This window comes from Nostoc sp. UHCC 0251, assembly GCF_034932245.1.
In the GTDB taxonomy this organism is placed as follows: domain Bacteria; phylum Cyanobacteriota; class Cyanobacteriia; order Cyanobacteriales; family Nostocaceae; genus Nostoc.
The window spans coordinates 37345-62744 of sequence record NZ_JAYGHD010000006.1; the positions used below are offsets into that span (position 1 = coordinate 37345).

The following is a 25400-nucleotide window of genomic DNA, read 5'->3' on the forward strand; positions in this document are numbered from 1 at the left end:
GAGCTACCTCAGAGACAATATCATAAATTCCTGAGAATTTGAGGGTAAGACAAGTTTAGAAGGTCGCAGAGATGACCAACACTATCCTCAATTTCCAAACAGCTACCGGACACGAAGTTTTAGCAGCAGCGGGTAAAAAATATCTGCATCCTGGTGCAAGAATAGCTACCAAGAAATTATTTGAGTGGGCAAACTTTCAGCCTGGAGAGACAGTTATAGAGCTAGGTTCTAGCCTTGGATATAGTGCGAAAAATCTCTAACTTAAGTTCTCAATTTGCGTTCTCATTCATTGAGACTCTGACTTAATATCTGACTGTAAGCAGCAGATATTAATCAGCCATTTTTATACTCTGCATAGGAGCGATAAAAGAATAGGAAACCAAGCTTTTTCAAGTTGTGTTTACACCATAACCCTTTTAAGGGAAAAAAATCAAAGTCCCTCTTAAAAAGGGGGACTTAGGAGGATATATAAGTCTTTGATACATCACAAACAACTTTTCAAACATCCTCTTAGAATGGTTAGGATTTATCTATGAACTGCTTGGCAGTAACAGAGGAAGATTGAAGCCAGGGGTGACTCACTTGCTTGTTATCTTTGTTACCTCGCCGGAACTTTTAACCCCCGACGCTCAAGGATTTGCCGCACATCTGGGCTGGGATTGTAGTTATAGCCGTAGGAGGAGTTTTCAGAGTCGTCCATGATTTGAGGTGTGAGCAATACAATCACTTCATTGCGCTGATTATTTCTGTTTGTACTTCTAAACAGCGAACCAATAAGTGGAAGATCACCTAAAATAGGAACCTTGGAGATACTTGTCCGATCTTGGTCTTGAATGATGCCACTCAGGATTAGTGTCTGACCATCTCGTAAGCGAATTAAGCCAGAAGTGAGGGAGCGCTCAGACACTAAAATAATATTTCCACTTCCTGTGTCTTCTGAGCCTGAAGGAGCGCTGACAGTAGGAGCAACTGATAGAGAAACGAACCCATTATCGTCAATCCGCTCAATTTTTACACTCAAGGTTAAGCCAACTTTTTGTTTCTCAATTGTTCTTTCTGTTCTAGAACCACCAGAAGTATCCGTTGTTTCGAGAGTTATATTTCCCACTACTTCTTGAGTCAGGTTGACCAGAGCCTGCTGACCTTCTTGCACAATTAAGGTTGGATCGGTCAAAATCTTGGCATTGCCATTTGTAACCTGAGCTTGCAAACCAGCAAGAAGACTTCTGGTAAAAGTGTATGGTGATGCAAGAGCGTTAGTTACATTCTCGATGACTGGTGTCCTAGTCAAGCTATTTCTCACTTCAGCACTAGTAGCTGGTCTGGAACCGCCAAAATTCAGAGATGCGACACCACCATCATTGCTAAAGTAGTTGTTACCAACCCCAAAAGAGAAGCTGGTGTTGTAGCCCTGGGTATTCAAGAGGTTGACATCGATAATCTTGACGTTAACTACCACTTGACGACGGCGGATATCAAGCTGAGTTAGTTGAGCCATTGCAATCTCAATGAGTCTAGGAGGGCCAATTAAGGTGAGCGAATTTGTGCGCTCATCTCCTAATGCCTGTAAACCTCTCAGTAATGGGTTAGAGTCTTTAAAGTCAGCGCGTTGAGTTTCGAGTCTGGTTTCTGTGGTCGTCTGAGTTTGGGTGATGGGAGCAGCCGCAGTACCCACGGCTACGGCACTAACACTGGTAACTTGTCGTTCACGGCTGACGGCGCTTTCTGCTCCTAAGCCAACCAAAAAGTTCAAAGCGGTTCCGACTGTCACCTGATTGAGTCGCAGGTTACGCATAACCATGTCACGCGTTGCATTAGGTAATTTAGGCCCTACAAAGACCGTGCGACCACTACGATTCGCTTCTAAACCACTCAAGCGTAAAACGTAGTTAAACACATCTTGCACTGGCTCATTTTCGATATCTAGGGAAATAGTTTGAGAGCTTGCTGGTGCATTAGCAGCACCACCTTGACCTCCAGCAGCTTGCTCACCTCCGATATAAGCCAGGTTCAAACTAGCAGCACGGGCAAGCAATGACAAAACCTCACGCACTGGCGCATCTCGCAGTACTAAACGGGGTACACGTTCCTGAGTTCCTAAATCAATCGTGCTAGGAGAAGCATCGGTAGCGGAAATAGCAATATCTCCCACAGGTGGCGCGACGGCTCTAGGTAAGAAAGGTGGAGCCTGACTCAGAGGTTGACCTGGCCCAGCAGCTTGTGCAGGTTGTCCGTCAATGGTGACTTCCGGGTTAGGAACGAGAACATCTGGCTTTTGACCAGGTTGGGCTGGAGTAGAAGCCGGCGGTGCTGTGGCTGTTGGCGCTGTTGGCGCTGTTGGCGTTGGTGCTGATGCTGTAGTGCCAGTAGATGGGCTAAAGCTGAGTGTAATTCCATTTGGCGATCGCACCACGGGTTGACTGCCAGGTGCGTTGTTGCTGCCAGTTACCGTCACCCGGATGCTATTGGCATCAAGCTGATTAACCTCAACGGAGGCAATTCCTGGTGCTGGGCTATCTTGACGAAAGCTATTACCTTGTGGTAATCGTAATTGAGTATTGATAATATCTGCAACTAAAACCTTGCCTCTTTTTGTGGTGAAAACTTGGGGGCGCGACCCTGAAGAAGTTTTCAAAGCAACACTAATTCCACCAGCAACTGGCTTTAACTGTACATCAGTAATTTGACTAATTTGTGCCCAAACTGGTTGAGCTGCCAAAAATACAAAAGCGGCGGTACCTAATATAAAACTATTACCGTGAAGTTGTTTCACAGTTCATTCCTCACCTAATAAAACCTTGTTTACCAACAATTTTGAGTAGTTAAATCGGCGGTTATAAACCGCGTCTACACGAGACTTTACCCACCTATCCTGCGGAAATGCCAAGGGTGAACGTGGGTCTAAACCCTCAATTTCTTCTTAGTCCGCGGAGGCGGACTACCCTGCGGGAAGCTGCAAAGCGTCTATGTTTGTGTAGCCGCGAATTCTATTCGCCTTGGCTATTCGCCTTGGCTATTCGCCTCGACTTACAACTCTTCACTATTATTTTTTCGGAGCATTTTTAGCTGCTGCCGCGGCTACTTCTTCTGCACTAAGTGGCATCAATACCTGTAACTGGAATGATGTATTAATCGCTGCTGGGCCTACCCGCATAGGCGTTTTATCTGACGGGGATCTTGCCTCTACTGGAGCCAAATTTGCTTGATAATCTTTAACTATTAACAAAGGCTGTAAACGCTCGATGTTACGCATTATCGATTGTGTTTGCTCATAAGTTCCAGAAATTTCGGCATTGATACTGCTGCGTTGCAGCTTACCGTTAACTAGTATTCCTAGACTTCCATCGGTAATCGGTTCTGGTTTTTGGGAAACTGGCACAAATCTCTTGAGTTTGGCTCTCACTACATTCATCGAAGTTGGAGTACTACCAGACTCAATTAAGCGGTTCAGATCCAACAGCAATGTATCCAAGGTTTTTTCATTAGCAAATAAACCTAAAACCTGAACTTTTTGCTGTTTTGCCTGTGCTAGCTCGTCTTTAACTTTGCCAATCTGTTTGATACTGGCTTTTTTTTGCTCGATTTGCCCTTGCAGTTCAGTGCTTTTTGCTTGCTGTTGCTGATAGCTTTCCCAAGCTGGCATCAGCAGGTTTAAAAATATATAACCTGCTCCTGCTAAACCAATTACCCCTACCAAGATCCCAATGATTTTTGGTGTGAAGGCAATACCAAATACCACGGGGTGGGCTGGCGTTGCCGAATCGAATTCACCACCATGTTCGGCAAAATTTAAATCATCACTCAGCGTCATTTTGAAATGACTCCTGTTTGTTGCATACTACGAATTCGAGCTACTAAACCCACTGTGCCTTTTTTTTCCAACTCCCGGATTAATTCCGAAGCTGGAACATCGTTCATACTCGATTGAATAGTGTATTTAACTACTTGGGGTGGCTTAATTATTACACCATTGCTAGATTGACCTACACCAGGACTTAAGGGAGCATCTACTAATGCTGCTGTCAGAATTCTGCTTTCTGTAGACTTCAAGAACTGAGACTGTTGTAAAATCAATAAGAAATCATTGACATCGTTAAAAGAACGAGCCAATCCACTTATTTCTAATCCCCCAGCAGGATTGTTGGATGGCTGACCTGGCGTTGCGGCAATAGGCGGGATTTGTTTGATGGTCTCGATTTGTACTGTCGCTGGGATGCGATCGCGCAAATCTTGCAGCATTGCTGACCAAGGTCGAATTTGGTCAAATACAGTGACTAAGGCTTGGGTTTCCCCTTTAATTGCACTCGTTTCGGCTTTGATTTTGTTAATATTTCCTATTTCTGTATCTAACCTTTGGCCTTCTTGCTCTAGTTGTGCTATTGTTCCCTCTAATTCAACAATCTTCCCTTGCAAAAACCACAAACCAACTCCCAATAAAGCTGGAAGACCTACACCTACTGCAACTCCCGCATACAGTAGTGTCAAATCCCCCGTAGGAAACTTTAGGGCTATTCCTCCCTTGTTTTCAGGCTTTTTGTGGTATGCTGGGCGGTCTTTTAGAAAGTTAACGTCTAGGCTGTACATTTTGTTACACCTCCCGCATTCCTAGTCCAAGTACAATCGCCAATCCAGAGCGTTGCACTTGTGGATATTTATCAGTGTCAACTTCCAAAGACAAAGCCCCTATAGGATCTATTTGGGTAGTTGGCAAGCTCAATCGTTGGGTAAAGAATTCATCTAGCTGTTGGAGTCCACCACCTGGCCCAGCTAATATAATTTGCGCTACCTCCAAATTTTCACTTTGATTCAGGTAAAAATCTATGGAACGGCGCAGTTCATCTGTTAGTTCTGCCAACACTCTTAATATCGCTGCCATACCAGGATTGACTTCGGTAACACCAGTTTTTCCGCCATCTATGGGAGTTGAGGGAATAACCATTCCGTGTAACAGTTCCATATCTCGTGATGTGGGTAAGCTCATTGCCCTTGCTAAGGCAGTTTGCATTTGATAAGTCCCAATTGGGACTGTGCGCGAAAATTGTGGCACTCCGTTAACGATGATGGCAATTTCTGTACTGTCGAACTCTATATCAACTAGTACTGCTGCTTCTTGCGGCCCAAATTGTCGCAGTTGCTCGCGAATAGTCCGAATTAGAGCAAAGCTGTTAATTTCTAAAACATCAATTTGTAATCCTGCCTGCTCGAATGTACTGATGTAGGTATCCGTTATCTCCTTGCGGGTGGCAACTAGGAGTACGTGTACTTTTTCAATGCCATCTTCATCTACAAAGTACCCAAGTTTCTGGTAATCTACATCAGCTTCTTCACGAGGATAGGGTAAATATAAACCTGCTTCATGGTTGAGAACCATTTCTCGCAGTTCTTTGTCATCTAACTCTGCTGGCACTGGTATGATCCGAACGATGGAATCTCGCCCTGGTACACCGGTGGCAACGCGAGAAGTTTTGATTTTACTCTCAGCTAGCGCCTGCTGGATTAATTGCGCCATTGCTGCGGGGTCGTTGATTTGACCATCAGTAACTACACCTTCGGGAACTGGTACTGATGTAAAGGTTTCTAGTTTCAAGCCTTGACGCTGCTTGCGTAGCTGAACTACATTTACCCGTTCGGGAGCAAGTTCGATGCCGACCCCTTTATTCGATTTGCCAAACAGACTATTGAAGCTTTTTACCACATTTGTGCCCGCTGGACTGCTAAATTGAAAATTTAAATGATACTAAGAAATGGACTTGGTGCTAGGTAATTTATTTAGCCTATAATTTCGACAATTTTGATCTAAGCTTTTCACACTGAGCAAGCGTAAAAATACTGGGAAAATGATTCAATTGCGAAAATTTAAACAACTTGTTGCTTTTACACTGCTGGGATTATTAACCAGTTGGATTGTAAGTTGCAGCACAAGTAATGTTGGTACAGGCACAAAACAGGCTACTTCAGGCACGGCAACTGTTGAGTTTTGGACAATGCAACTCCAACCTCAATTTAGCGACTACTTCAAAAACCTAATTGTGAATTTTGAATCGCGAAATCCAGGTATAAAGATTAACTGGGTCGATGTACCTTGGGCAGCGATGGAGAACAAAATTTTAACAGCTGTCTCAGCAAAAACGCCACCTGATGTAGTTAACCTCAATCCGGGTTTTGCTTCCCAACTTGCCGGACGAAATGCCTGGTTAGATTTAGATGCGAAAGTCCCAAGTGATGTACGTTCCTCCTATCTACCGAATATATGGAAAGCAAGCACGCTGAATGGCAAGAGTTTTGGGATTCCCTGGTATCTCACCACACGGCTAACCATTTATAACACTGATTTATTAAAACAGGCAGGTATCAATAAATCACCTGCAACCTACGCAGAATTGGCACAGGCAGCCCAACAAATTAAAGATAAGACAGGTAAATATGCCTTTTTTGTGACTTTTGTACCACAAGATTCCGGTGAAGTGCTGGAATCTTTTGTGCAAATGGGTGTCACCCTAGTAGATGCTGAGGGAAAAGCGGCGTTTAATTCAACACAAGGTAAGGCCGCGTTTCAGTATTGGGTAGACTTGTATAAAAAAGGATTGCTTCCGAAAGAAGCTTTGACGCAAGGACATCGCCACGCGATCGATTTATACCAATCTGGAGAGACTGCGTTTCTAGCTTCTGGACCAGAGTTTCTGAAAACGATCGCAAATAATGCCCCAAAAATTGCTCAAGCTTCAGAAATAGCACCTCAACTCACTGGTGACACAGGCAAGAAGAATGTGGCGGTGATGAACATAGTTATTCCCCGCGATAGCAAACAACCAGACGGCGCTGTGAAATTTGCTTTATTTGTCACCAATGACGAAAATCAATTAGCCTTTGCTAAAGCTGCAAATGTTCTACCTTCTACAGTCAAGGCATTGTCTGATAGCTACTTTAAAGATGTGCCAGCTAATGCTTCAACAGTTGAAAAAGCGCGAGTTATCACTGCCCAACAACTGCAACAAGCTGAAATATTAACCCCTACTTTGAAGGATTTTAAGAAATTGCAAAAGGCAGTTTACGAGAACTTGCAAGCAGCAATGTTAGACCAGAAGACTGTAGATAAAGCCGTAGAGGATGCGGCGCAAGAGTGGAACAATAGATAAATTAGGGGATTGGACATGGCGCATAGGGCATTGGGCATTGGGAAATAGACAAGGAAGAGGGGGGAGACAAGGAAGAAACTTGTTCAATAATTCTCCCTTGTCCCCCTTGTCCCCCTTGTCCCCCTCATCTCCCCCACCTCTCCCACTCCCTACTCCCTACTCCCTACTCCCTACTCCCTACTCCCTACTCCCTACTCCCTTTTCGCAAAAAATCGCCGACTAAATAAAGGGAACCACACAAAACAATTAAATCGTCTGTGGTAGCGGTTGAGGTTGCGGCTTCTAATGCTGTGAATAAATCTGGATGGATTTGGCGATCGCTTAATTTTGGACAGAGGCTGTAAGCTAGGTTTGCTAAGTAGTCTAAATCAGCGGAAGTTCTACCAGGCCAAGATTCTACTGGTATTGGTACTAAAAAAAGGCGATCGCCTGGCCGCAGCAGGGCAGCAAGAATATCAGCATGATCCTTATCGGAAAACATTCCCATAACCCAATTGACTGGCTCATGGTTAACTGCGTCTAAGCTATTGACGTACTGGCGAAGAACTTGGGCCGCGGCTGTATTATGGGCACCATCAAGTAATAATTTATGGTTTTTCCAGGTAGTCCATTGCATCCGCCCCGGCCATTTAGTTTTTGCCATGCCGTTAATTATGGCTTCTTCAGAAATCTGCCAACCCTGTTGTTGGAGAATTTCTAAAGCGGCTAAAGCCAAAGCTGAATTAGTTAATTGAATTTGTCCAGCTAAGGGCAAAGGGTATTTAATTAACTTTGAATTTTGAATATTTTGATATTCTGCCCATCCTGGTTCTTTTTGACGGGCAGGTTGAGGCGTAAAAATCGGGCATTGTAATTCTAAGGCACGCGATCGCACAACTTTCTCTGCATCCGGTGGTAATACACCAACCACAACGGGACATCCAGGCTTCAGGATACCAGCTTTTTCTCTAGCAATATCAGCAACGGTAGGGCCAAGTTGTTGCCAGTGTTCCCGGCTGATAGAAGTGATAATAGTAACTAGAGGTTCTGAGCAGACATTTGTAGCATCTAAGCGCCCTCCTAGTCCGACTTCTACCACAGCCACATCCACTTGCTGCTGGGCGAAATATAACCAAGCCGCTGCGGTAATTACTTCAAACTGAGTCGGGTTACCATACTTCTTCGATAAGGCTTGATCCCCCCTAGCCCCCGTTTTTAAGGGTGGAAAATAGCCCCCCTTTTTAAGGGGGGTTGGGGGGATCTCCTCATCATCAGCACCAATAACCGCTTGCACTTTTTCTAATAATTGGCTCAATTCTTCAGAAGAAATTGGCTGTTCATTCAGACAAATACGTTCCGTCCAATCAACTAAATGCGGGGAAGTATAACGTCCTGTACGATAACCAGCCTCAGTGAGTACCGAGGAAAGATAGGCACAGACTGAACCTTTGCCATTGGTGCCAGCAACATGAATTACCGGAACTTGGTGATGGGGATTGCCGAGAATTGCCAATAGATTGACAATGCGATCGAGTCCCAGATGGACACCAAAGCGTTGCAGGGGTTGTATTACAGAATTGATATCCAAGTCAGGGGGAGTGGGGAGTGGGGGAGTGGGAAGGCAGGGGGAAAAAAGTATTGATTATTTTCCAATGCCCAATGCCCTAATCATTATGAATAAAACCGGCTGCCTCTGTGAAGAGAAACAGTCGGTTGAAGATCGATGTTATTGAGCCGTATTTAAGCTTCTCTATCCAAAAAGCCTTGAATTTGTCTTAAAGCCGCAGCACCAATATTAAACACTGCCCAACTAGCAGCAATCACAACTGGTGCTAAAACGATCGCTATACGGTAATCGATATCCATATCTAGAACCCCTCTTTTAAGTAGAAATTAAAGTTTTGTCAACTGCTCTCATTTTTATTTTTAGCTGAAGTGGGCAACTTTTCCAAATACAAATGTAAAGAATGTTTAAATTATTGGGTATTGGGTATTGGGCATGGGGCATTGAGCAATAATTCTTCTTCCCCTGCCTCCCCTGCTCCCCCTGCTCCCCCTGCTCCTCATCCCCACTCCCTAAGCCTTGCTAAACCCGATATCAGTACCCTTGCCAGCATGAACTAAAGCTAACTTTTGGTAACGTTGGGCGTGTTCAATAAGTTCTGCGGCTTCTGTCTCTGTTACTTGCCGTAACACTTTGCCAGGAATGCCTACAACTAGGGAGAAGGGAGGTACATCCTTGGTTACGACTGCGCCAGCACCGATAATGCTACCAGCGCCCACTCGTACCCCATCTAAAATCACTGCGCCTATGCCAATCAAACTTCCACGCTCAATGTAAGCGGAATGTACCACAGCGCGATGCCCGACGGTCACATGATCTTCTAAAATTGTCGGAAAACCAGGATCGCCATGTAAAATTGCACCATCCTGAATATTTGTGCATTCGCCAATTTCAATCCGTTCCACATCTCCTCTAACGACTGCTCCATACCAAATGCTTACCCCTGCTGCTATATTTACCGAACCCATAACAACAGCATTAGCTGCGATAAAGGCAGCTTGAGAAAAATCGACAGATGTCCAGTAAGAAGCGGTAGACACGATAGAATATGAATATGGTACCCAGGAACACTGGAGAAACTCCAACCTTTGAGGCTGGTTGCACAACTAGGATATCACAGCGTCAAGCCTCTACAGTGAGGAAAACACTAGTGAACAATGTTCCTGCCGCAACTCCGTGTCTGTGCAGCAGTAAGCAATTATCCCAAAGTGGTGGAGCCGAAGTGTATAATCTAATACACTAGTGCTGGTGAAGACAAAATTATGTTTGTATGCACTTCATGATGAATCCAGGCTTGCAGTACCCAATGTTTGGGCCTGAAATACAGTGTCCCCATTGTCGCCAGACCATTCCGGCGCTGACATTAACAGATACCTATTTGTGTCCGCGTCATGGCGCGTTTGAAGCTAATCCTAAAAATGGAGAATTAATCCATTTGCAATCGGGGCGTCATTGGCGAAGGTGGAATAATGAATGGTATAGACAGCATACTCATCCCGATGGTATTCGGTTTGAAATTCACGAAGCATTAGACAAGCTCTATACCCAAGGCTATCGAGCAACAAGAGTGATTATTGCTCGACGCTATCAGGAATTGATGAGTGGCTATTTAGAGCGCAGCACGCCTTGGCGTTCTGGACAGCCGGAAGCTACAGCGGCTCGACTATACGGCTTACCAGTCGAGTTTAGCCCTGATACCTCAGAAGATCCCTGTTGGGAAGTGATCAATTTTGACTTGGAAAAAGAGCCTGGCGTCCCCGTGCGCTACCCTTATTTCAGGTTATTTGAGTAAGGATCATTAGTCATTAGTCAAATGACCAATGACTAATGACCAATGACTAATGACAAATTATGCACCACGCCTCTATTCGGACTGCGAATATTCATCGAGCGATCGCTTTCTACGAACATTTAGGGTTTACAATCTCAGAACGCTTTACTACAGGCTACACCTTAGCTTGCTGGATGGAAGGATTGGGCGGCAGAATTGAACTGATCCAAATTCCCGAACCAAAACCAGCCCCAGATGCCTTTGCTGACGAACATTATGTGGGCTACTATCATCTCTCGTTCGATTTAACTGAGATTACACCAGATTTACCTAGCTGGTTGACAAATTTACAAGAACGTGTATCAACTGCGGCTGAGAGTCAAATCGAAGAATTACAACCGTTGAAAGTACTTTTAGAACCGACACAACAGCAAATAGGCGATCGCATTTACGAAGTGGCTTTCATCGCCGATACTGATGGCTTACCTCTGGAATTCATTCGGGTTTTAGCAAAACTCCCATAATTTAGCTTTTTTATTATCTTTATTGCTAATATATTGTTTTTCTGTATTGTTACCGAGGTAACAGATTTTTTTGCCCGATTAAACTATGGTCACTCACTAAAACAAATATGTAATTTAATTTACAGATATATTTGCTAAATACATGTACGGATTTTCCAGATTTTATAAATATCCCGTGCCGTTATTACTTTTAAGCTTATGGTTAGTAGCGGTTTTTTTGTTGAGCGATCAACCTGTTCATAGCCAACATGCTGCTATATCTAACAAAGAAAAATATCAATCAACCTTGTTAGCAAAAAGAATAATGCCCTCAACACTGACAGAAAATGTCCGCAAGACAGTACTGGAGAATGGTCTAACTATCCTGACAAAGGAAGTGCATACTGCGCCAGTAGTGACGGTGCAGGTGTGGTACAAGGTTGGCTCACGCAACGAAGAACCGGGCGTAAATGGCATTGCCCACCAATTGGAACACATGATGTTTAAAGGCACTCTCAATCGTCCGATTCAATTTGGACGTTTGTTTAGTGCTTTAGGTAGTGATTCCAATGCTTTTACCAGCTATGACCAAACTGCATATTACGGTACTGTAGAACGAAACAAGCTGAAAGCGCTCTTAATGCTGGAAGCAGACAGAATGCAAAACTCCCAAATTGAGCCAGAACATCTGGCGAGTGAAAAGCGGGTAGTAATTTCCGAATTGCAGGGTTACGAAAATAGTCCAGAATATCGCCTCAACCGTGCTGTAATGCAGGCGGTGTTTCCCAATCATGCCTATGGGTTGCCTGTCGGTGGTACCAAAGCTGATGTCGAGAAATTTGAAGTTGAGCAGGTACAGAAATATTACCGCAATTTTTACAGTCCCGATAATGCTGTCTTAGTAATTGTTGGAGATTTTAAAACTGCAAATACCCTCGAAATAGTTAAAGAGGTATTTGGTAAACTACCCAGGAGGCAGGGGGCAGGAGTTATTTCTCCATCACTCAACACTCAACACTCAACACTCAACACTCAACACGGGCTAAACGCCCCGCTAACAGCACTCAGCACTCAGCACTCAACACTCAGCACTCCCATAATATTGCGAGAACCGGGAGCAGGGCGGCTTTTACAAGTGGTGTATCCGCTACCGAATGTAAATCAACCAGATGTGCCTGCGCTGGATGTAATGGATTACATCTTGACAGAGGGACGGAATTCTAGACTTTATCAGGTATTGGTGGAATCAGGTTTAGCTAGTGAATTAACAGCATCTGTTACCAGTTTGCGAGAATCTGGCTGGTATGAGGTGCTGGTGACGGCTGGTTCTAAACAAGATTTGAAAAAAATTGACTCAGTGTTGAGTAGTGCGATCGCCAATCTAGCAGAAAAAGGTGTGACATTAGAAGAAGTTGAACGCGCCAAAACCCAATTAACAGCAGATGTAATTTTGAGTAACCGTGATATTACTTCTCAGGGAATGCAATTGGGCAATGATGAGACAACTGCTGGTGATTATCGCTACACAGATCGCTATTTGGCTGCTGTTCGCCTGGTGAAGCCGACAGATATTGTTGCTGTGATTAACAAATACCTCACCAAAGGAGCCAGGAAAGTAGGCTTTTTTGAACCAACCCAGAAGCGGATAACAGAGATTAGTGACAAACCAGACTCAGCCCAAACAACAGAGAATTTCTCTCCTGGCGCACCTGTGCTTCCTTCTGAGGTGGCGAAATACTTACCGCCTGTGGATTTAGCTACAGATGCGATTGCACAAGTATTACCACAGCAATTCAAATTTACCAACGGATTGCGGTTATTACTGTTGCCAGATCATAGTACTCCCACCGTTACCCTGAGCGGTTACATTCAAGCCGGCAAGGAATTTGATCCAGATGAGAAAGCTGGACTAGCTGCTTTTGTGGCAGATAATTTGCTAAATGGCACCAAGAGCAAGGATGTATTAACTATTGCCAAAGCTTTGGCAGAAAGAGGAGCGAGTCTCGACTTTGAAGCCTACCGTGAAGGTGTGCGGATTGAGGGTGATAGTTTAGCTCTTGATTTGCCGATAATCCTTGAAATATTGGCAGATGTTGTTAAAAATAGTACCTTTCCAGCAAAAGAGTTGGAGTTGTATCGCCAACAAACTTTAACTGATTTGCAACTGGAATTAGATGAGCCATCAGAAGTAGCCAGAAGAATATTTGTTCAGTCAATTTATCCGAAAAAACATCCCTTACATACCTTTCCCACAGAGGAGAGTTTGCAGAAGATTCAGCGCCAGGATGTGATTGATTTCAAAGCTAAACATTATCGTCCAGACACGACAGTGCTAGCACTGGTGGGAGATTTTGATCTAGACAAAGTGCGATCGCTCATTCAAAATGATTTTGGTAACTGGGAAGTTAGCGGCCAAGCACCAACATTAAAATATCCCACGGTGCCAATGCCGGAGAAAATAGTCAGTGTCAACCCAGTTTTATCAGGTAAAGCCCAAGCCGTTACTTATATGGGTTACACAGCTATTAACCGTTATGATCCTCGGTTTCACGCAGCCTTAGTATTGAACCAGATTTTGGGAGGCGATACCCTATCTAGTAGACTAGGTGCAGAAGTGCGCGATCGCCAAGGTTTGAGCTATGGAATTTATAGCTCCTTCCAAGCCGGGAAGAATACAGGCACATTTTTGATAGAAATGCAAACTAGTCCAGAGGATAGCAGTAAAGCGATCGCTAGCACCCGCCAAATGCTACAGCAAATCCATCAACAAGGCGTTACTCCACTGGAAGTAGAAACAGCTAAACGCACCCTTATCAGCAACTACAATGTTTCTCTGGCCAACCCAGAGGAATTAACACACAGAATTTTGATGAATGAGGTGTACGGACTCGATAAAGTAGAATTGCACTCTTTCACGGACAAAATTCAGCAAGTCACCCTTACCCAAGTTAATCAAGCGGCTCGTGAGTTACTCCACCCAGATCAAATCGTAGTCGTTACTGCTGGACCATCTATGTTAGCAGAGAAAAGCATTAGGTAGAGATAGGCACTGGGCATGGATAATATAAAGAATAGGTAAAATGGTTTTTCCCACTGCCTATTAATTGTTCCTGCTCATTAGTATTGCCTTTTGAGAACTAGTGATGAAAATTTACAACCATTTTTACAAAATTGTAATTAAATCTCTTACTTTACCAACTCCTGCTTGGGTGCAAATATTACGACGGAACTACGTGATCATAACGTTGCTCCTAGCTCTAAATTTCATCGTTGCTACTCCAGCAATGGGGGCGAATTTGTCTGGTGATTTGCTCAAACAACCAGCCACAGAAATTACAGTGAGCTTAGGTAATTCAGCGAACGAACTCAAGTTTGAACCAAATCATTTAGAATTCGAGGCTGGTAAACGCTATCAACTCAGGCTTACCAATCCCAGCCAACTGAAGCACTATTTTACTGCTAAAGATTTTGCTGATAGCATCTGGACACAAAAAATCCAAGCAGGCAAAGTAGAAATCAAAGGAGCTATTCACGAATTAGAACTCAAGCCGGGTGCTGAGGCAGAATGGGTATTTGTGCCCCTGAAATCTGGCACTTATGGCTTACGTTGTCCAATACCGGGACATACGGAAGCAGGTATGATTGGAGAAATTGCCATCAGAAATTAAAAATTATTTGACTCAGTATTTGACAGCGATCTAATGTTTCAATTAAAGATAATTTATCTCAGTCCCATAGTGTGCAGCAAAAAATAAGTTATGGCGATTTTGATTCAAATCCAACACATTAGGAGTAGGTGAATGTGTTATTATATATACGTTAGCGGCTACAATGGAAGAATCCCTATCAGGGATTAAAATAACTTAAATTATAGATATTATTTCTCAAGTAATCTAGAGAAAGCATTAATACTTCAGCGCCAGAGCCACCAGTAATTATTAATTTCCTATGAACATTTTCAGTAACTTACTTTCTCAAGCGACTCAGCCTGCACCTGCTAAAAAGCAACGCCGAGGAATTGAAATTAAATCGCCGCGTGAAATTGAAATCATGCGGCAAGCATCGGCAATTGTGGCAACTGTTTTAAAAGAAATTTCCGAGCTAGTAAAGCCAGGAATGACAACGGCTGATTTGGATGCTTATGCAGAAAAACGCATCCGTGAAATGGGTGCAACACCGAGTTTTAAAGGATATCACGGTTTTCCAGGTTCCATCTGCTCCAGTATCAATAATGAAGCAGTGCATGGCATTCCTAGTCCTAAGAAAGTGATTCGGGTGGGAGATGTATTAAAAGTAGATACGGGCGCTTATTACCAGGGCTTTCATGGCGATTCTTGTATTTCAATTGCTGTCGGTGAAGTGACGCAAGAAGCTACTAAATTAATTCGCGTAGCAGAAGAAGCTTTATATAAGGGCATTGAACAAGTAAAGGCTGGTGTATACCTGCTTGACCTAGCCGGAGCAATTGAAGATCATGTGAAATCTAACGGTTTTAGTATAGTCGAAGAATTTACTGGACACGGTGTTGGTCGTAATCTGCACGAAGAACCTTCAGTATTTAACTACCGTACCCGCGAGATGCCAAATGTTAAACTCCGTGCCGGGATGACGCTGGCAATTGAGCCAATTTTAAATGCGGGTTCTAGACACACCCGGACATTATCTGACCGTTGGACAGCAGTCACTGTGGATAATTCGTTGTCGGCTCAGTTTGAGCATACAGTGTTGGTGACAGAGACTGGTTATGAGATTTTGACTGACCGTTCTAAGCTGTAATTGTTAGTTGTAATTATTTGTTGTTGAGAGAGGTGAAGCGTCAAAATAGGGCGATTTGCCTCTTTATTTTTATGAAAGTAGATGCGCTTCAGGTAGGTTCACGGAGGTAAACGCAGAAGAACGCAGAGAATATTAATACCAACTCAGGTTTAAATCCTGTCTTCTTCGCCTTATCGATTTAGGTAAAATTATGCTGGACGATGAAATTTATCACGGATAAGGTAGGAAAAAATACTTGTACTTACTTTACTCAAAATGGCAAATTTTCTTAAATCTCTACCTCACATTTCTTTTGCTGCATTTTATCTGTGGCTTTCTACTCTTAATTTGTTACCAATAGCAAACGCTGCTACTCCAAAAAGTGCTAATAGGCAAGTGACTTGTCAAGCCAAGAAACTAGGATATGAAGAAGCACTTTTCTTATACCTACAAAAACCGCAAGGACAAATTCAAGATGGAGGCATAATTACTTTATATGAAGACGCAAAGTTAAAAGTACTAGCTAAAGGGATTGAAAATTGGATTTACGTTAGGGTTATCGATACAAATAGTCTTGCGGAAAAAGACTTAGAAGGTTGGATGAGTAGTAATAGCTTAAAATGTACTGGCAATGTAGCTCAAGTTAAGCCTGCAACGTGCCAAGTAACTGGTTTGAAATCAGGGCAATTAGCTTTACGTGCTACAGCTGGCGGAAAGTCAACAGCAGGTTTAGATAATGGGAATAATGTCACATTACTTCAGCCTCATATTGTATCACTTCAAGACCCCCCAACACCTTGGGTTAATGTGCGTGTAACTAATACTTCAAACACCAGAGTTGTAGGAAGAGAAGGCTGGATTAGTTCTCAATATATAGATTGCTATAGTAGCCAAAGCAATGATGCAATAAATTATCCGTAAAATAGTAAGAATTCAGCACCCATAAGTCAGAAGTCAGAATTATTTTTATAAATAGGAAGCAACTCTTTAGCTTGTATATAGACAGAGGTACTCTTTGGAATAGCTTCTAATAAATTGATTGCCTGTTTCCATTTACCTTGTGCTTGCTGCCGAACTAGTAGCGAATGAGGTGAATTTTGAAGAAATAAATTAGCTTCTATTCCTAGTTTTTTAGCTGATTCTAAGTTTGCTACAGCGTTCTTTTCAATTAATACTCTTTTACTAATAGATTTGTAGTTAATTTGATAGTAAGCTAATTTCTTCTTTGCCTGTTCATAAACTGATGTTTCATCAGGAATACTATCTAATAAGATTATTGCCTGATGCCATTTAGTTTCTGCTTTTTCCCAAACTTTTAGAGGATGCGGTGGATTTTGAACTAGAGAAGCAGCTTCCATTCCGAGTTTTTGGGCAGATTTAAACTTAGCACTCGCACTTCCTTCTTGAGTTAAACTAAGACTCATCTGCTGCAATTTGGGACTTTGCTCTTTAATTTTCCAACCACCAAAACCCAAGATTAATAAACTTGAGGCTATAATCAAAGCCGAACGGGCTATTTTTGGTGTCCAAAACTTTGGTACTATTTCTACTTTCTGACTAATGATTGCTTCTTTATTGCTTTCCTGTTCAATCTTGTTCAGGGCTTTTTCTGCTTGTTCACTTAAAGCATCGCCTTGAATAATTAAAGCAGCAATTTGTTCTTTAAAGAAATCACAATCATTGAGAATATCTGTCAATTCTTGAAATTTCCCCCCACTCGATATAATTAATTCGTGGTCATCATCTAACCACTCTAAAGCGAAGCCAGATTTACCATAAAAAGCAGAAACTCCTAATAAAATATTTAATAAATTACGACTGTTTTTAATAGTATGAAAAATATAATTTAACTTTTGCTGTAACTGTAATAATTCTTTGTTGGCGTTGCTAATATTTTGAAGTTGACGTTGTATAAGATTAGCTTTCCCAAAGTCTGAATTAATCTTTAAGCTTTCATTAAGTGCTTTAAATTCAGTAGCTATGCTTAGATGACTAATATCAGAATTTAGTTGATTTACTAGTTGCATATCACTAAGAATATCAGCGGCTATTGCTTGCAAAAAATAACCCCATTCAATCCAGCTATCAATTTTCGATTGTAAATCAGTTAATGAAATTTTAGTTTCTGAGTTCCCGAATTTTTCAGCTATGACTGGATCTACTAATCCCAGACTAGGGATAAACAAAGTAGCGACTGTAATGATTCGAGGAAGTGTAGCGATCGCAGAATTTTTGCTGTGTTCAAATCTTAATTCCTGAGCAATTAATTTTTTAAGATTCCGTAGTTGTTCCTGAGCATTATTTATCAGGATAATTTGTTCCATGATTTCATTAGAATCGCCAATAGTCAGTTTTAGACTCTGAATCAGTGTTGGCAATTCACTAACAAGTATTTCTAAGTTAGCCATAAATACCCCTTAGGGATTTGTCGAAAGTTTATGCAAAACAATTAAAATGGCTTGAGTAAGAACATAACCTCGTCTGTTGCATCTGAGCATCCTAAATTAGTCACAAATCTCAGGAGCTATAAAACGTATAATTCCCACAAATCCTGCTAAAGTAACAATTTCAGTTTCAAAATCCCAGAGAAAGATAAAATTACCCATTCACTAACCTATGAATGAAGTTGATTTAGCATTTACCCCAGCACTAGAGTTGGCGGAATTAATTCGTCGCCGGGAAGTATCACCACTAGAGTTGGTAGAAATATATTTAGAACGAATTGGGCAATTAAATCCCCAATTAGGAAGTTATTTTACGGTGACGGCAGAATTAGCGATCGCAGATGCCAAAGCCAAAACAGAATTATTAACAACTACCTCAGAACTACCGCCATTTTTTGGTGTGCCGATTTCCATTAAAGACCTCAATGCTGTAGCAGGTGTTACCTGTACCTTTGGAAACCCGGCATTACTAAACAATATCCCTAACTATGATGATGGTGTTGTAGCGAGGATTAAGCAAGCTGGGTTTACTATTCTCGGTAAAACAGCCACTTCCGAATTAGGTTCATTACCTTACAGCGAACCTACGGGTTTCCCCCCAGCTAGAAATCCGTGGAATTTAGAATACACCCCTGGCGGTTCCAGTGGTGGGGCAGCGGCGGCGGTAGCAGCAGGATTGTGTGCGATCGCTCAAGGTTCTGATGGCGGTGGTTCGATTCGGGGGCCTGCGGCTTGTTGTGGTTTGGTGGGACTTAAACCATCCAGGGGCAGGGTGAGTAAAGCACCCGTCGGCGAACGTCTTGCTGGAATTGCCGCCAATGGCCCGATCGCCCGGACTGTGGCTGATGCTGCTGCCCTTTTGGATACCATATCTGGTTATGTTACAGGCGATCCTTACTGGCTACCGGATCCTGAACCATCATTTCTCGCCGCCACTAAGACAAAACTCGGTGCTTTGAGAATTGCCTTTGACACTAGCATTTATCCTTTGGGAGAAGCTGATGCCAACTGTCAGCAAGGTGTCCGCCAAACAGTCCAGTTATTAGAACAACTTGGCCACCAAGTTGAACAGAAATCCCCAGATTTTAGCGGTTTAGTTGAACCATTTCAAATCGTTTGGCAAGCTGGGGTAGCTGCATCAGGACTTCCTGTTGAAGCCTTGCAGCCATTGAATCGCTGGCTATTTGCCCGCACAAGTTCTGTTGCCCAGTACCTCCAAGCAGTTTCTCAAATGCAGATTGTGGCGCGGCAAATTGTGGCGTTCTTCGATACCGTGGATGTGCTGGTATTGCCAGTTTATCTACATTCACCTATCCGCGTTGGCGAATGGGCTTCTCTGAGTCCAGAAGAGACATTCCAAAATATTATTGAGTGGGTTGCTCCTTGTCCACCTGCGAATGCAACTGGACAACCTGCGATCGCAATTCCTGTCGGCTTTGATAGTAAGGGTTTGCCCATCAGTGTGCAGCTAATTGGTAAACCTGCTGCTGAAGCCACACTCATTAGCCTAGCAGCCCAATTAGAAGCAGCTAACCCTTGGATTCATCATCGTCCAGCCTTTGCAATATAGGGCTATGCAGGCATCCTTGGAACAACTTTCGCAAATTATTGTGTTTGCAGGTTTAGAAACAGCAGATAAAGTAAATTTGCAACCTTACACTCAGGTGCAACGCTATCGCAAAGGAGAGATTATTCTGCATGAGGGTGATGTCTTACCAGCAAAACTCTATGCTGTTGTTAGCGGAGCAATTCAAGTTACCAAAACAGCAATAACGGGGAAAGAAACGATTCTCCGCGCCCTAGCTGCTGGAGAAATTTTTGCGGCTCCTGCTTTGTTAGGAAATGGAATTTCTCCGGCAACTGTGACTGCTGAATCTGATTGTGAGATTCTCACTGTAGAGCGAGATGCTTTATTAAAAGCTATTGGGCAAAATCCCGAAATTGCATTACAAATGTTGATGGTTTTTAACAGTCGAATTCAGCAATTGCATGAAACAGTCCACGGATTAGTGTCTGAAAGAGCTATTGTTCGTCTTGCCAGATTAATTCAATATTTTGCTGCTGAATCTGGAACTGAATCTACTTCACAGGGCGACTGTTTAAAAGTCAAACTATCTTATTACCGCATGGCTCGAAGTAGCGGCATTACTTACGAAGAATGTGTGCGGTTAATTAAAAGTCTTAAGTCAGTGATTGCCTATAGTCGAGGTGGGACCATTATAATACTTGATACTGAAAAATTAGATGCGATCGCTTCTGGAGATATAGATTAGAGCATCTGACGAATACAATTGGTAGCAACGTAAGAGTCTCTTGCAAAAGTCGCTCATTGGGTATTGGACATTGGGCATTGGGCATTGGGCATTGGGCATGGGTTATTTATTCTCCTTGTCCCCCTCTGCTTCCTCTGCTTCCTCTGCTCCCTCTGCTTCCCCTGCTTCCCCTAAGAGGCTTCATAACTCTTCAAAATTGGTAATTAATCCGAACAAATACTAACCATGTCTCACCCTCCCATTCCCCTGTTTTTTTCGTAATAGTGGGTTTTACTAGGTATTTTTTCCTACTTTTGGGGTGGTTTTTAGTGAAACAAGTACCCTAAAATCACAAAAAATCCTGAAATCTATATAAATTAATGGTTTCATCTATCCACATCAGGCTACAACACCTTAGAATGATTCATTGAAAAGTCGAGCCGATGGGATGTACAGACGTTTTGAGTAAAAATACTCCCAAAGGATGATTTTTGTATTTCCGCGAACAAAGATTTCAGTACAGATGTGCCAGGGTGCATCCGTAAAGAATCTCAAGTAAACCTTCAGGAGTTTGACATGAACAAAGGTGAATTAGTTGATGCCGTAGCTGAAAAAGCTAGTGTTACCAAGAAACAAGCCGATGCAGTCTTAACTGCCGCTTTGGAAACCATTATTGAAGCGGTTTCCTCTGGTGATAAGGTAACGTTAGTAGGATTTGGCTCATTTGAATCACGGGAACGTAAAGCCCGCGAAGGTCGCAACCCGAAAACAAATGAGAAAATGGAAATTCCAGCGACGAGGGTTCCTGCCTTCTCCGCAGGAAAACTGTTTAGAGAAAAGGTAGCACCCCCAAAAGCATAAATTCTGTCTTTGGGAACATTTTTTTAATGCGGCAACCTGCACACGGGGGGAATTTAGCCTGGGCAGCAGCACTAGCTAGCTGTCCCCCTGATGCTATTCTGGATTTTTCTGCTAGCATCAGCCCATTGGGGCCTCCAAATAGCGCGATCGCTGCTATTAAGTCCCAAATTGGTAATCTTAAGCACTATCCAGATCCAAACTATAGTGAACTGAGACTAGCTCTCAGTCACTTCCATCAATTGCCTCCTGAGTGGATTCTGCCGGGTAACGGCTCCGCAGAATTGCTTACTCTCATAGGTAGGGAATTGGCTCAATTAGCCGCGACAACTTTAATCACTCCAGCCTTTGGTGACTACTACCGAACCCTGAGGGCGTACAACGCTAAAGTGCTGGAGTGTCCCTTTGATTTGGGGAGACAAGAGGGACAAAGGGGCATTATAGAAGGAGCTTCTCCCCTCCCCATCTTCCTATCTCCCCATCTTCATCTTTCTCCACCGGGAAGAAGCGGGTTATTGCTAAATAATCCCCACAACCCAACTGGAAAGATATTTTCGCGGGACTCTATTTTGCCCTACCTAGAGCAATTTGCTTTGGTAGTGGTGGATGAAGCATTTATGGATTTTTTGCCGCCCAATGAGGAACAAAGCCTGATTCCGGTGGTACAGGAATATGCAAATTTAGTAGTATTGCGATCGCTAACCAAATTTTACAGTCTGCCAGGACTGCGATTAGGATATGCGATCGCACACCCCGACTGCCTAGCTAAATGGCAGCTATGGCGTGATCCTTGGCCTGTAAACACACTAGCGGCGGCGGCGGCAATTGCGGCACTCCAGGATACGGAATTTCAGCAGCAAACCTGGACATGGCTACCACCTGCACGAAACCAACTCTTTCAGGGTTTGGCTGAAATACCAGGATTACAACCTCAAGTAAGTGCTGCTAACTTTTTATTGGTTGAGTCCCAAGAGTCTACTTTGCAGTTACAGCAACAATTACTCAAGTATCACCAGATTTTAATCCGCGATTGCCTTAGTTTTAAAGAACTAGGCGATCGCTTTTTCCGGGTTGCTGTACGTGAAGAGTCCGATAACCAACGCTTACTAACAGCGCTGAGTGGGGAGTAGGGAGTAGGGAGTAGGGAAGGCAGGGGGAGCAGAGGAAGCAGAGGAAGCAGAGGGAGCAGAGTTAATAAATAACCAATGCCCAATGCCCAATGCCCTATTCCCAATCCCCAATGCCCCATGCCCAATAACAAATGACAAATGACAAATGACTATTGACTACGATGTTGTAATTATTGGCGGCAGTCTTGCTGGATACTACGCTGCCCTTGCTGCAACCCAACTACGTGCTACAGTTGCCCTGGTGGAACCTAAAGTAGACTATGGGTTTACTCATCACCATGCTCTTACCGAAATTGGTAAACTGGCGCAGAAGTTGAATGATGCTTCTAGTTTTGGCATTCATGCCACACACACTGGTACCTCAGAAAAATGCCACATATCTATGGCATGGCAAGAAGCTATGCTGTATGCTCAATGCGTCGCCTCAAATCTCAAAGAACAGCATTCTCCAGCTATCCTAGCCGCGCTGGGGGTAGATGTCATCGTTGGCAGTGGTCAATTTCAATCTTCACCCCAATTGGCTTTTGCCGTTAACAATCGCCTACTTTGCGCCCGTACTTATTTGTTGGCCAGTGGTTCGCGTCCAGAAATTCCAGAGATTGAAGGATTGCAAGCCACTGGCTACCTAACACTATCTAATATTTGGCAATCCTTACAGGGACCAACATTACCCAAAAATTGGGTCATTATCGGCGGAATTCCCCAAAGCATTGAAATCGCTCAAACTTTAGCCCGGTTTGGTTGTAGTGTGACACTGGTAGTCAAGCATCCCTATGTTCTACCCAATATTGACCCTGAAATAGCCATATTGCTTCAGGCACAGTTGGAAGTCGAAGGTGTGCGCGTCCTCACTGATAAACCAGTAACTCAAGTGAGGCTAATTGAGGATAAAAAGTGGATTCAAGCAGGAGATAAGGCCATTGAAGCTGATGAAATTTTAGTGGTGGCTGGACAACAGCCGAATCTTGAATCTCTAAATTTGGCAGCAGTAGGTGTGAAATGGCATCGGCGTAGCTTGGTGGTGAATGATAAACTGCAAACCACTAACCACCGCATTTACGCTTGTGGTGATGTAATTGGTGGTTACGACTTTGCCAATATTGCTAATTATGAAGCAAAAATTGCCCTGAACAATGCACTCGTTTTCCCCAGGTTACGAGTAAATTATCGCTCCATTCCTTGGGCGATGTTTTCTGTGCCGATGGTGGCGCAAGTCGGTTTAACAGAGGCGCAGGCAAAACGTCAATTTAGTCGAGATGAAGTTTTAGTTTTGCGACAATATTTTAAAACAGTGGCAGCAGCCCAAATCCGGGACGAAACCACTGGTATGTGTAAATTAATAGTGCTACGCAACGGCGAAATTTTGGGAGCTGCGATATTAGGAGCAGAAGCTGGAGAATTAATTAATTTGATTGCCTTGGCAATATCCCAAAAAATTAAAGTCAAAGATTTAGCAAATCTATCTCCTGTCTATCCGAGTTTTTCAGAAGTTCTGGAACAAGCTGCAAGAGAGTGGAGTAAGCAAAGGTTAAATAGCAATATTGCTTTGCAAGAGTTTTTAGAAGGCTTCTTCCATTTCCGCCGCAATTGGAATTTGTGAGTTACAAAGAAAGGCTTCAGCACCGAGAGCCAAAGGCACTTATTAAAGAAACATCAGTAAAAACTTTATTTATGAGTCTAAAGCCAGTTTCACATAAGAATTGTATCGAGACACATAGCCCGTTAGCGTAGCGGGGCATTCGCTTTTAGCGTCTCTAAGAGTTGCCCAGTGTTATACAAAGCTTCCAAGTGATTCAACACTAGAATAAAGAATAGGCAAGTTTCGTTAAGTCTTTGGCGGTTTAGAAAAGCTCTCTGTCGAGTAAAATCAAAATCTTAGAGGGTATTTGAAAAGTTACAAGTTGAGTAAAAAAAGCTCTAGAATTAACGTTTGTTATATTACTTACGTCTTTTTTAAATAGAAATTGTTATCTTTACATTTTTTAAGGGAAAAATAAATTTACTAAGGTCTGTGTTGCAACCTTCATGGTCCATCAACTACAGCCCTTCACTTTTTCCGCCATATATTTGTACTTTGTTTTTATGGAGAAATACGTGGGTACGCAGCAGCAATACCCTAGAAATCGCTTATTAAATAAAAGTAGATTTCTAACTTTAGTAGTGATTTTGACATTACTGGGTGCAGGTTGTACTAAAAACATATTTAGCAAGCATAAGTCTATTTTAGATAGTGCAGTCAGCAGCAAAAATCATTTATCTACTTTAAAAATGGGGGTGCTACCTACCCAAAGCCGCACAGAACAAGAACGGATGGTTAAGCCTCTAGACGATTACTTAGAAAAATCCTTGGGAAGGCAAGTTGATTTCCAGATTGCTAAGAATTACCAGGAAGTTGTTGATTGGTTGGTGCAAGGTAAACTCGATATAGCTTATTTAGGGCCAGTTACCTATCTTGAAGCTGTAGAGAAGGGCGCTAAAGTTGAACCTTTAGTTGCTCCTATCGATAAACATACAGGGCAACCTTGGTATCGCTCATGCATTATAGTCAAGGCAGACAGCCCGATAAAAACTATCAAAGACCTCAAAGGCAAGCGCGTTGCTTTTGTAGATAAATCATCCACTTCTGGATATTTGATGGCAACAGCAACTTTAAAAAAACTAAAAATTAATCCTAATCGAGATTTTACTCAAGTCATTTTTGCGGGTAGCCATAGTAAGAGTATAGGAGCATTAGAAGATGGCATTGTTGATGCCTCTGTCACTAATATTTCCTCCTATTTAAAACGGCAAAAAATGGGTAAGCTTACATCTCAAAACTCCAGAGTTATATGGGAATCTGCGCCTATACCTCATTCCCCCATAGTAATTTCTCAAAAATTATCTCCTGAGTTAATTCGTAACTGCCCAGGTAGGAAAGTCAGGGATATTCCCGTGAGGGAGGAAAGATGGTAATGTTCAAGGATGAGTCCAGAAGAAAAAGATCAAAAAATAGAAAGGCTAGAGCAAGA

General features: G+C 42.9%; 22 protein-coding genes. 14 read left to right on the forward strand and 8 right to left on the reverse strand.

Going from position 1 to position 25400, the window contains the following annotated elements:
* Positions 1-71 precede the first annotated feature (71 nt).
* On the forward strand, positions 72-260 hold the full coding sequence (locus tag VB740_RS01755; RefSeq protein WP_323198372.1) for a hypothetical protein: 189 nt from the start codon (positions 72-74) through the stop codon (positions 258-260).
* A gap of 338 nt (positions 261-598) precedes the next feature.
* Here VB740_RS01755 and VB740_RS01760 read toward each other — a convergent pair whose 3' ends face one another.
* The 4 genes from VB740_RS01760 to VB740_RS01775 form a co-directional block, all read right to left on the reverse strand.
* Complete coding sequence (locus VB740_RS01760; RefSeq protein WP_323198373.1) at positions 599-2773, reverse strand: AMIN domain-containing protein; 2175 nt, start codon at positions 2771-2773, stop codon at positions 599-601.
* 270 nt (positions 2774-3043) lie between these two features.
* Entirely contained in the window at positions 3044-3811 is a 768-nt protein-coding gene (locus tag VB740_RS01765) for a pilus assembly protein PilO (RefSeq protein WP_323198374.1), read from the reverse strand.
* The gene (locus VB740_RS01770; RefSeq protein ID WP_323198375.1) at positions 3808-4584 is read right to left on the reverse strand and encodes a PilN domain-containing protein; all 777 of its coding nucleotides are present in this window, start codon (positions 4582-4584) and stop codon (positions 3808-3810) included. Before VB740_RS01770 ends, VB740_RS01765 begins: the two co-directional genes overlap by 4 nt.
* Before the next feature lie 4 nt (positions 4585-4588).
* The gene (locus VB740_RS01775; RefSeq protein WP_323198376.1) at positions 4589-5695 is read right to left on the reverse strand and encodes a type IV pilus biogenesis protein PilM; all 1107 of its coding nucleotides are present in this window, start codon (positions 5693-5695) and stop codon (positions 4589-4591) included.
* A 142-nt stretch (positions 5696-5837) separates the two neighbouring features.
* Between VB740_RS01775 and VB740_RS01780 the strand changes: the two genes are divergently transcribed.
* The gene (locus tag VB740_RS01780) at positions 5838-7136 is read left to right on the forward strand and encodes a sugar ABC transporter substrate-binding protein (RefSeq protein ID WP_323198377.1); all 1299 of its coding nucleotides are present in this window, start codon (positions 5838-5840) and stop codon (positions 7134-7136) included.
* A 184-nt stretch (positions 7137-7320) separates the two neighbouring features.
* On the opposite strand, the gene VB740_RS01785 is transcribed toward VB740_RS01780, so the two are convergent.
* From VB740_RS01785 to VB740_RS01795, 3 genes are all read right to left on the reverse strand, one after another.
* The gene (locus VB740_RS01785; RefSeq protein WP_323198378.1) at positions 7321-8703 is read right to left on the reverse strand and encodes a folylpolyglutamate synthase/dihydrofolate synthase family protein; all 1383 of its coding nucleotides are present in this window, start codon (positions 8701-8703) and stop codon (positions 7321-7323) included.
* Positions 8704-8855: 152 nt separating this feature from the next.
* Positions 8856-8981 (reverse strand): photosystem II protein Y, encoded by a 126-nt coding sequence (locus tag VB740_RS01790; protein WP_012411301.1) that lies wholly within the window; start codon positions 8979-8981, stop codon positions 8856-8858.
* 210 nt (positions 8982-9191) lie between these two features.
* Positions 9192-9719 carry a gamma carbonic anhydrase family protein gene (locus VB740_RS01795; RefSeq protein WP_323198379.1) on the reverse strand — a complete coding sequence of 176 codons (528 nt, stop codon included), beginning with the start codon at positions 9717-9719 and terminating at the stop codon, positions 9192-9194.
* A gap of 239 nt (positions 9720-9958) precedes the next feature.
* On the opposite strand from VB740_RS01795, the gene VB740_RS01800 reads away from it, so the two are divergent.
* The 6 genes from VB740_RS01800 to VB740_RS01825 all read left to right on the forward strand — a co-directional run bounded on the left by VB740_RS01800 (position 9959) and on the right by VB740_RS01825 (position 16629).
* Positions 9959-10471 (forward strand): TIGR02652 family protein, encoded by a 513-nt coding sequence (locus tag VB740_RS01800; RefSeq protein ID WP_322719723.1) that lies wholly within the window; start codon positions 9959-9961, stop codon positions 10469-10471.
* Between the two features lie 59 nt (positions 10472-10530).
* Positions 10531-10974, forward strand: a complete 444-nt coding sequence (locus VB740_RS01805) for a VOC family protein (protein ID WP_323198380.1) — start codon at positions 10531-10533, stop codon at positions 10972-10974.
* Positions 10975-11116: 142 nt separating this feature from the next.
* Positions 11117-13993 carry a pitrilysin family protein gene (locus VB740_RS01810; RefSeq protein ID WP_323198381.1) on the forward strand — a complete coding sequence of 959 codons (2877 nt, stop codon included), beginning with the start codon at positions 11117-11119 and terminating at the stop codon, positions 13991-13993.
* Between the two features lie 103 nt (positions 13994-14096).
* Positions 14097-14621 (forward strand): cupredoxin domain-containing protein, encoded by a 525-nt coding sequence (locus tag VB740_RS01815; RefSeq protein ID WP_323198382.1) that lies wholly within the window; start codon positions 14097-14099, stop codon positions 14619-14621.
* A gap of 280 nt (positions 14622-14901) precedes the next feature.
* Positions 14902-15729 carry a type I methionyl aminopeptidase gene (gene map / locus VB740_RS01820; protein ID WP_323198383.1) on the forward strand — a complete coding sequence of 276 codons (828 nt, stop codon included), beginning with the start codon at positions 14902-14904 and terminating at the stop codon, positions 15727-15729.
* 255 nt (positions 15730-15984) lie between these two features.
* Positions 15985-16629 carry a hypothetical protein gene (locus tag VB740_RS01825; protein ID WP_323198384.1) on the forward strand — a complete coding sequence of 215 codons (645 nt, stop codon included), beginning with the start codon at positions 15985-15987 and terminating at the stop codon, positions 16627-16629.
* Between the two features lie 26 nt (positions 16630-16655).
* Here the strand turns inward: VB740_RS01825 and VB740_RS01830 are convergent, their stop codons facing one another.
* Complete coding sequence (locus VB740_RS01830; protein ID WP_323198385.1) at positions 16656-18116, reverse strand: hypothetical protein; 1461 nt, start codon at positions 18114-18116, stop codon at positions 16656-16658.
* A 208-nt stretch (positions 18117-18324) separates the two neighbouring features.
* Between VB740_RS01830 and VB740_RS01835 the strand changes: the two genes are divergently transcribed.
* From VB740_RS01835 to phnD, 6 genes are all read left to right on the forward strand, one after another.
* Positions 18325-19722: an amidase gene (locus tag VB740_RS01835; RefSeq protein WP_323198386.1), complete on the forward strand. Its 1398-nt coding sequence runs from the start codon at positions 18325-18327 to the stop codon at positions 19720-19722.
* Positions 19723-19726: 4 nt separating this feature from the next.
* Positions 19727-20425 carry a Crp/Fnr family transcriptional regulator gene (locus tag VB740_RS01840; RefSeq protein WP_323198387.1) on the forward strand — a complete coding sequence of 233 codons (699 nt, stop codon included), beginning with the start codon at positions 19727-19729 and terminating at the stop codon, positions 20423-20425.
* Positions 20426-20980: 555 nt separating this feature from the next.
* Positions 20981-21265 (forward strand): HU family DNA-binding protein, encoded by a 285-nt coding sequence (locus VB740_RS01845; protein WP_010998076.1) that lies wholly within the window; start codon positions 20981-20983, stop codon positions 21263-21265.
* 26 nt (positions 21266-21291) lie between these two features.
* Positions 21292-22392, forward strand: coding sequence for a threonine-phosphate decarboxylase CobD (cobD, locus tag VB740_RS01850; protein ID WP_323198388.1), 1101 nt, complete (start codon positions 21292-21294; stop codon positions 22390-22392).
* A gap of 145 nt (positions 22393-22537) precedes the next feature.
* Complete coding sequence (locus tag VB740_RS01855) at positions 22538-23992, forward strand: NAD(P)/FAD-dependent oxidoreductase (protein WP_323198389.1); 1455 nt, start codon at positions 22538-22540, stop codon at positions 23990-23992.
* A 482-nt stretch (positions 23993-24474) separates the two neighbouring features.
* Positions 24475-25344, forward strand: a complete 870-nt coding sequence (gene phnD / locus VB740_RS01860; RefSeq protein WP_323198390.1) for a phosphate/phosphite/phosphonate ABC transporter substrate-binding protein — start codon at positions 24475-24477, stop codon at positions 25342-25344.
* Positions 25345-25400 lie beyond the last annotated feature (56 nt).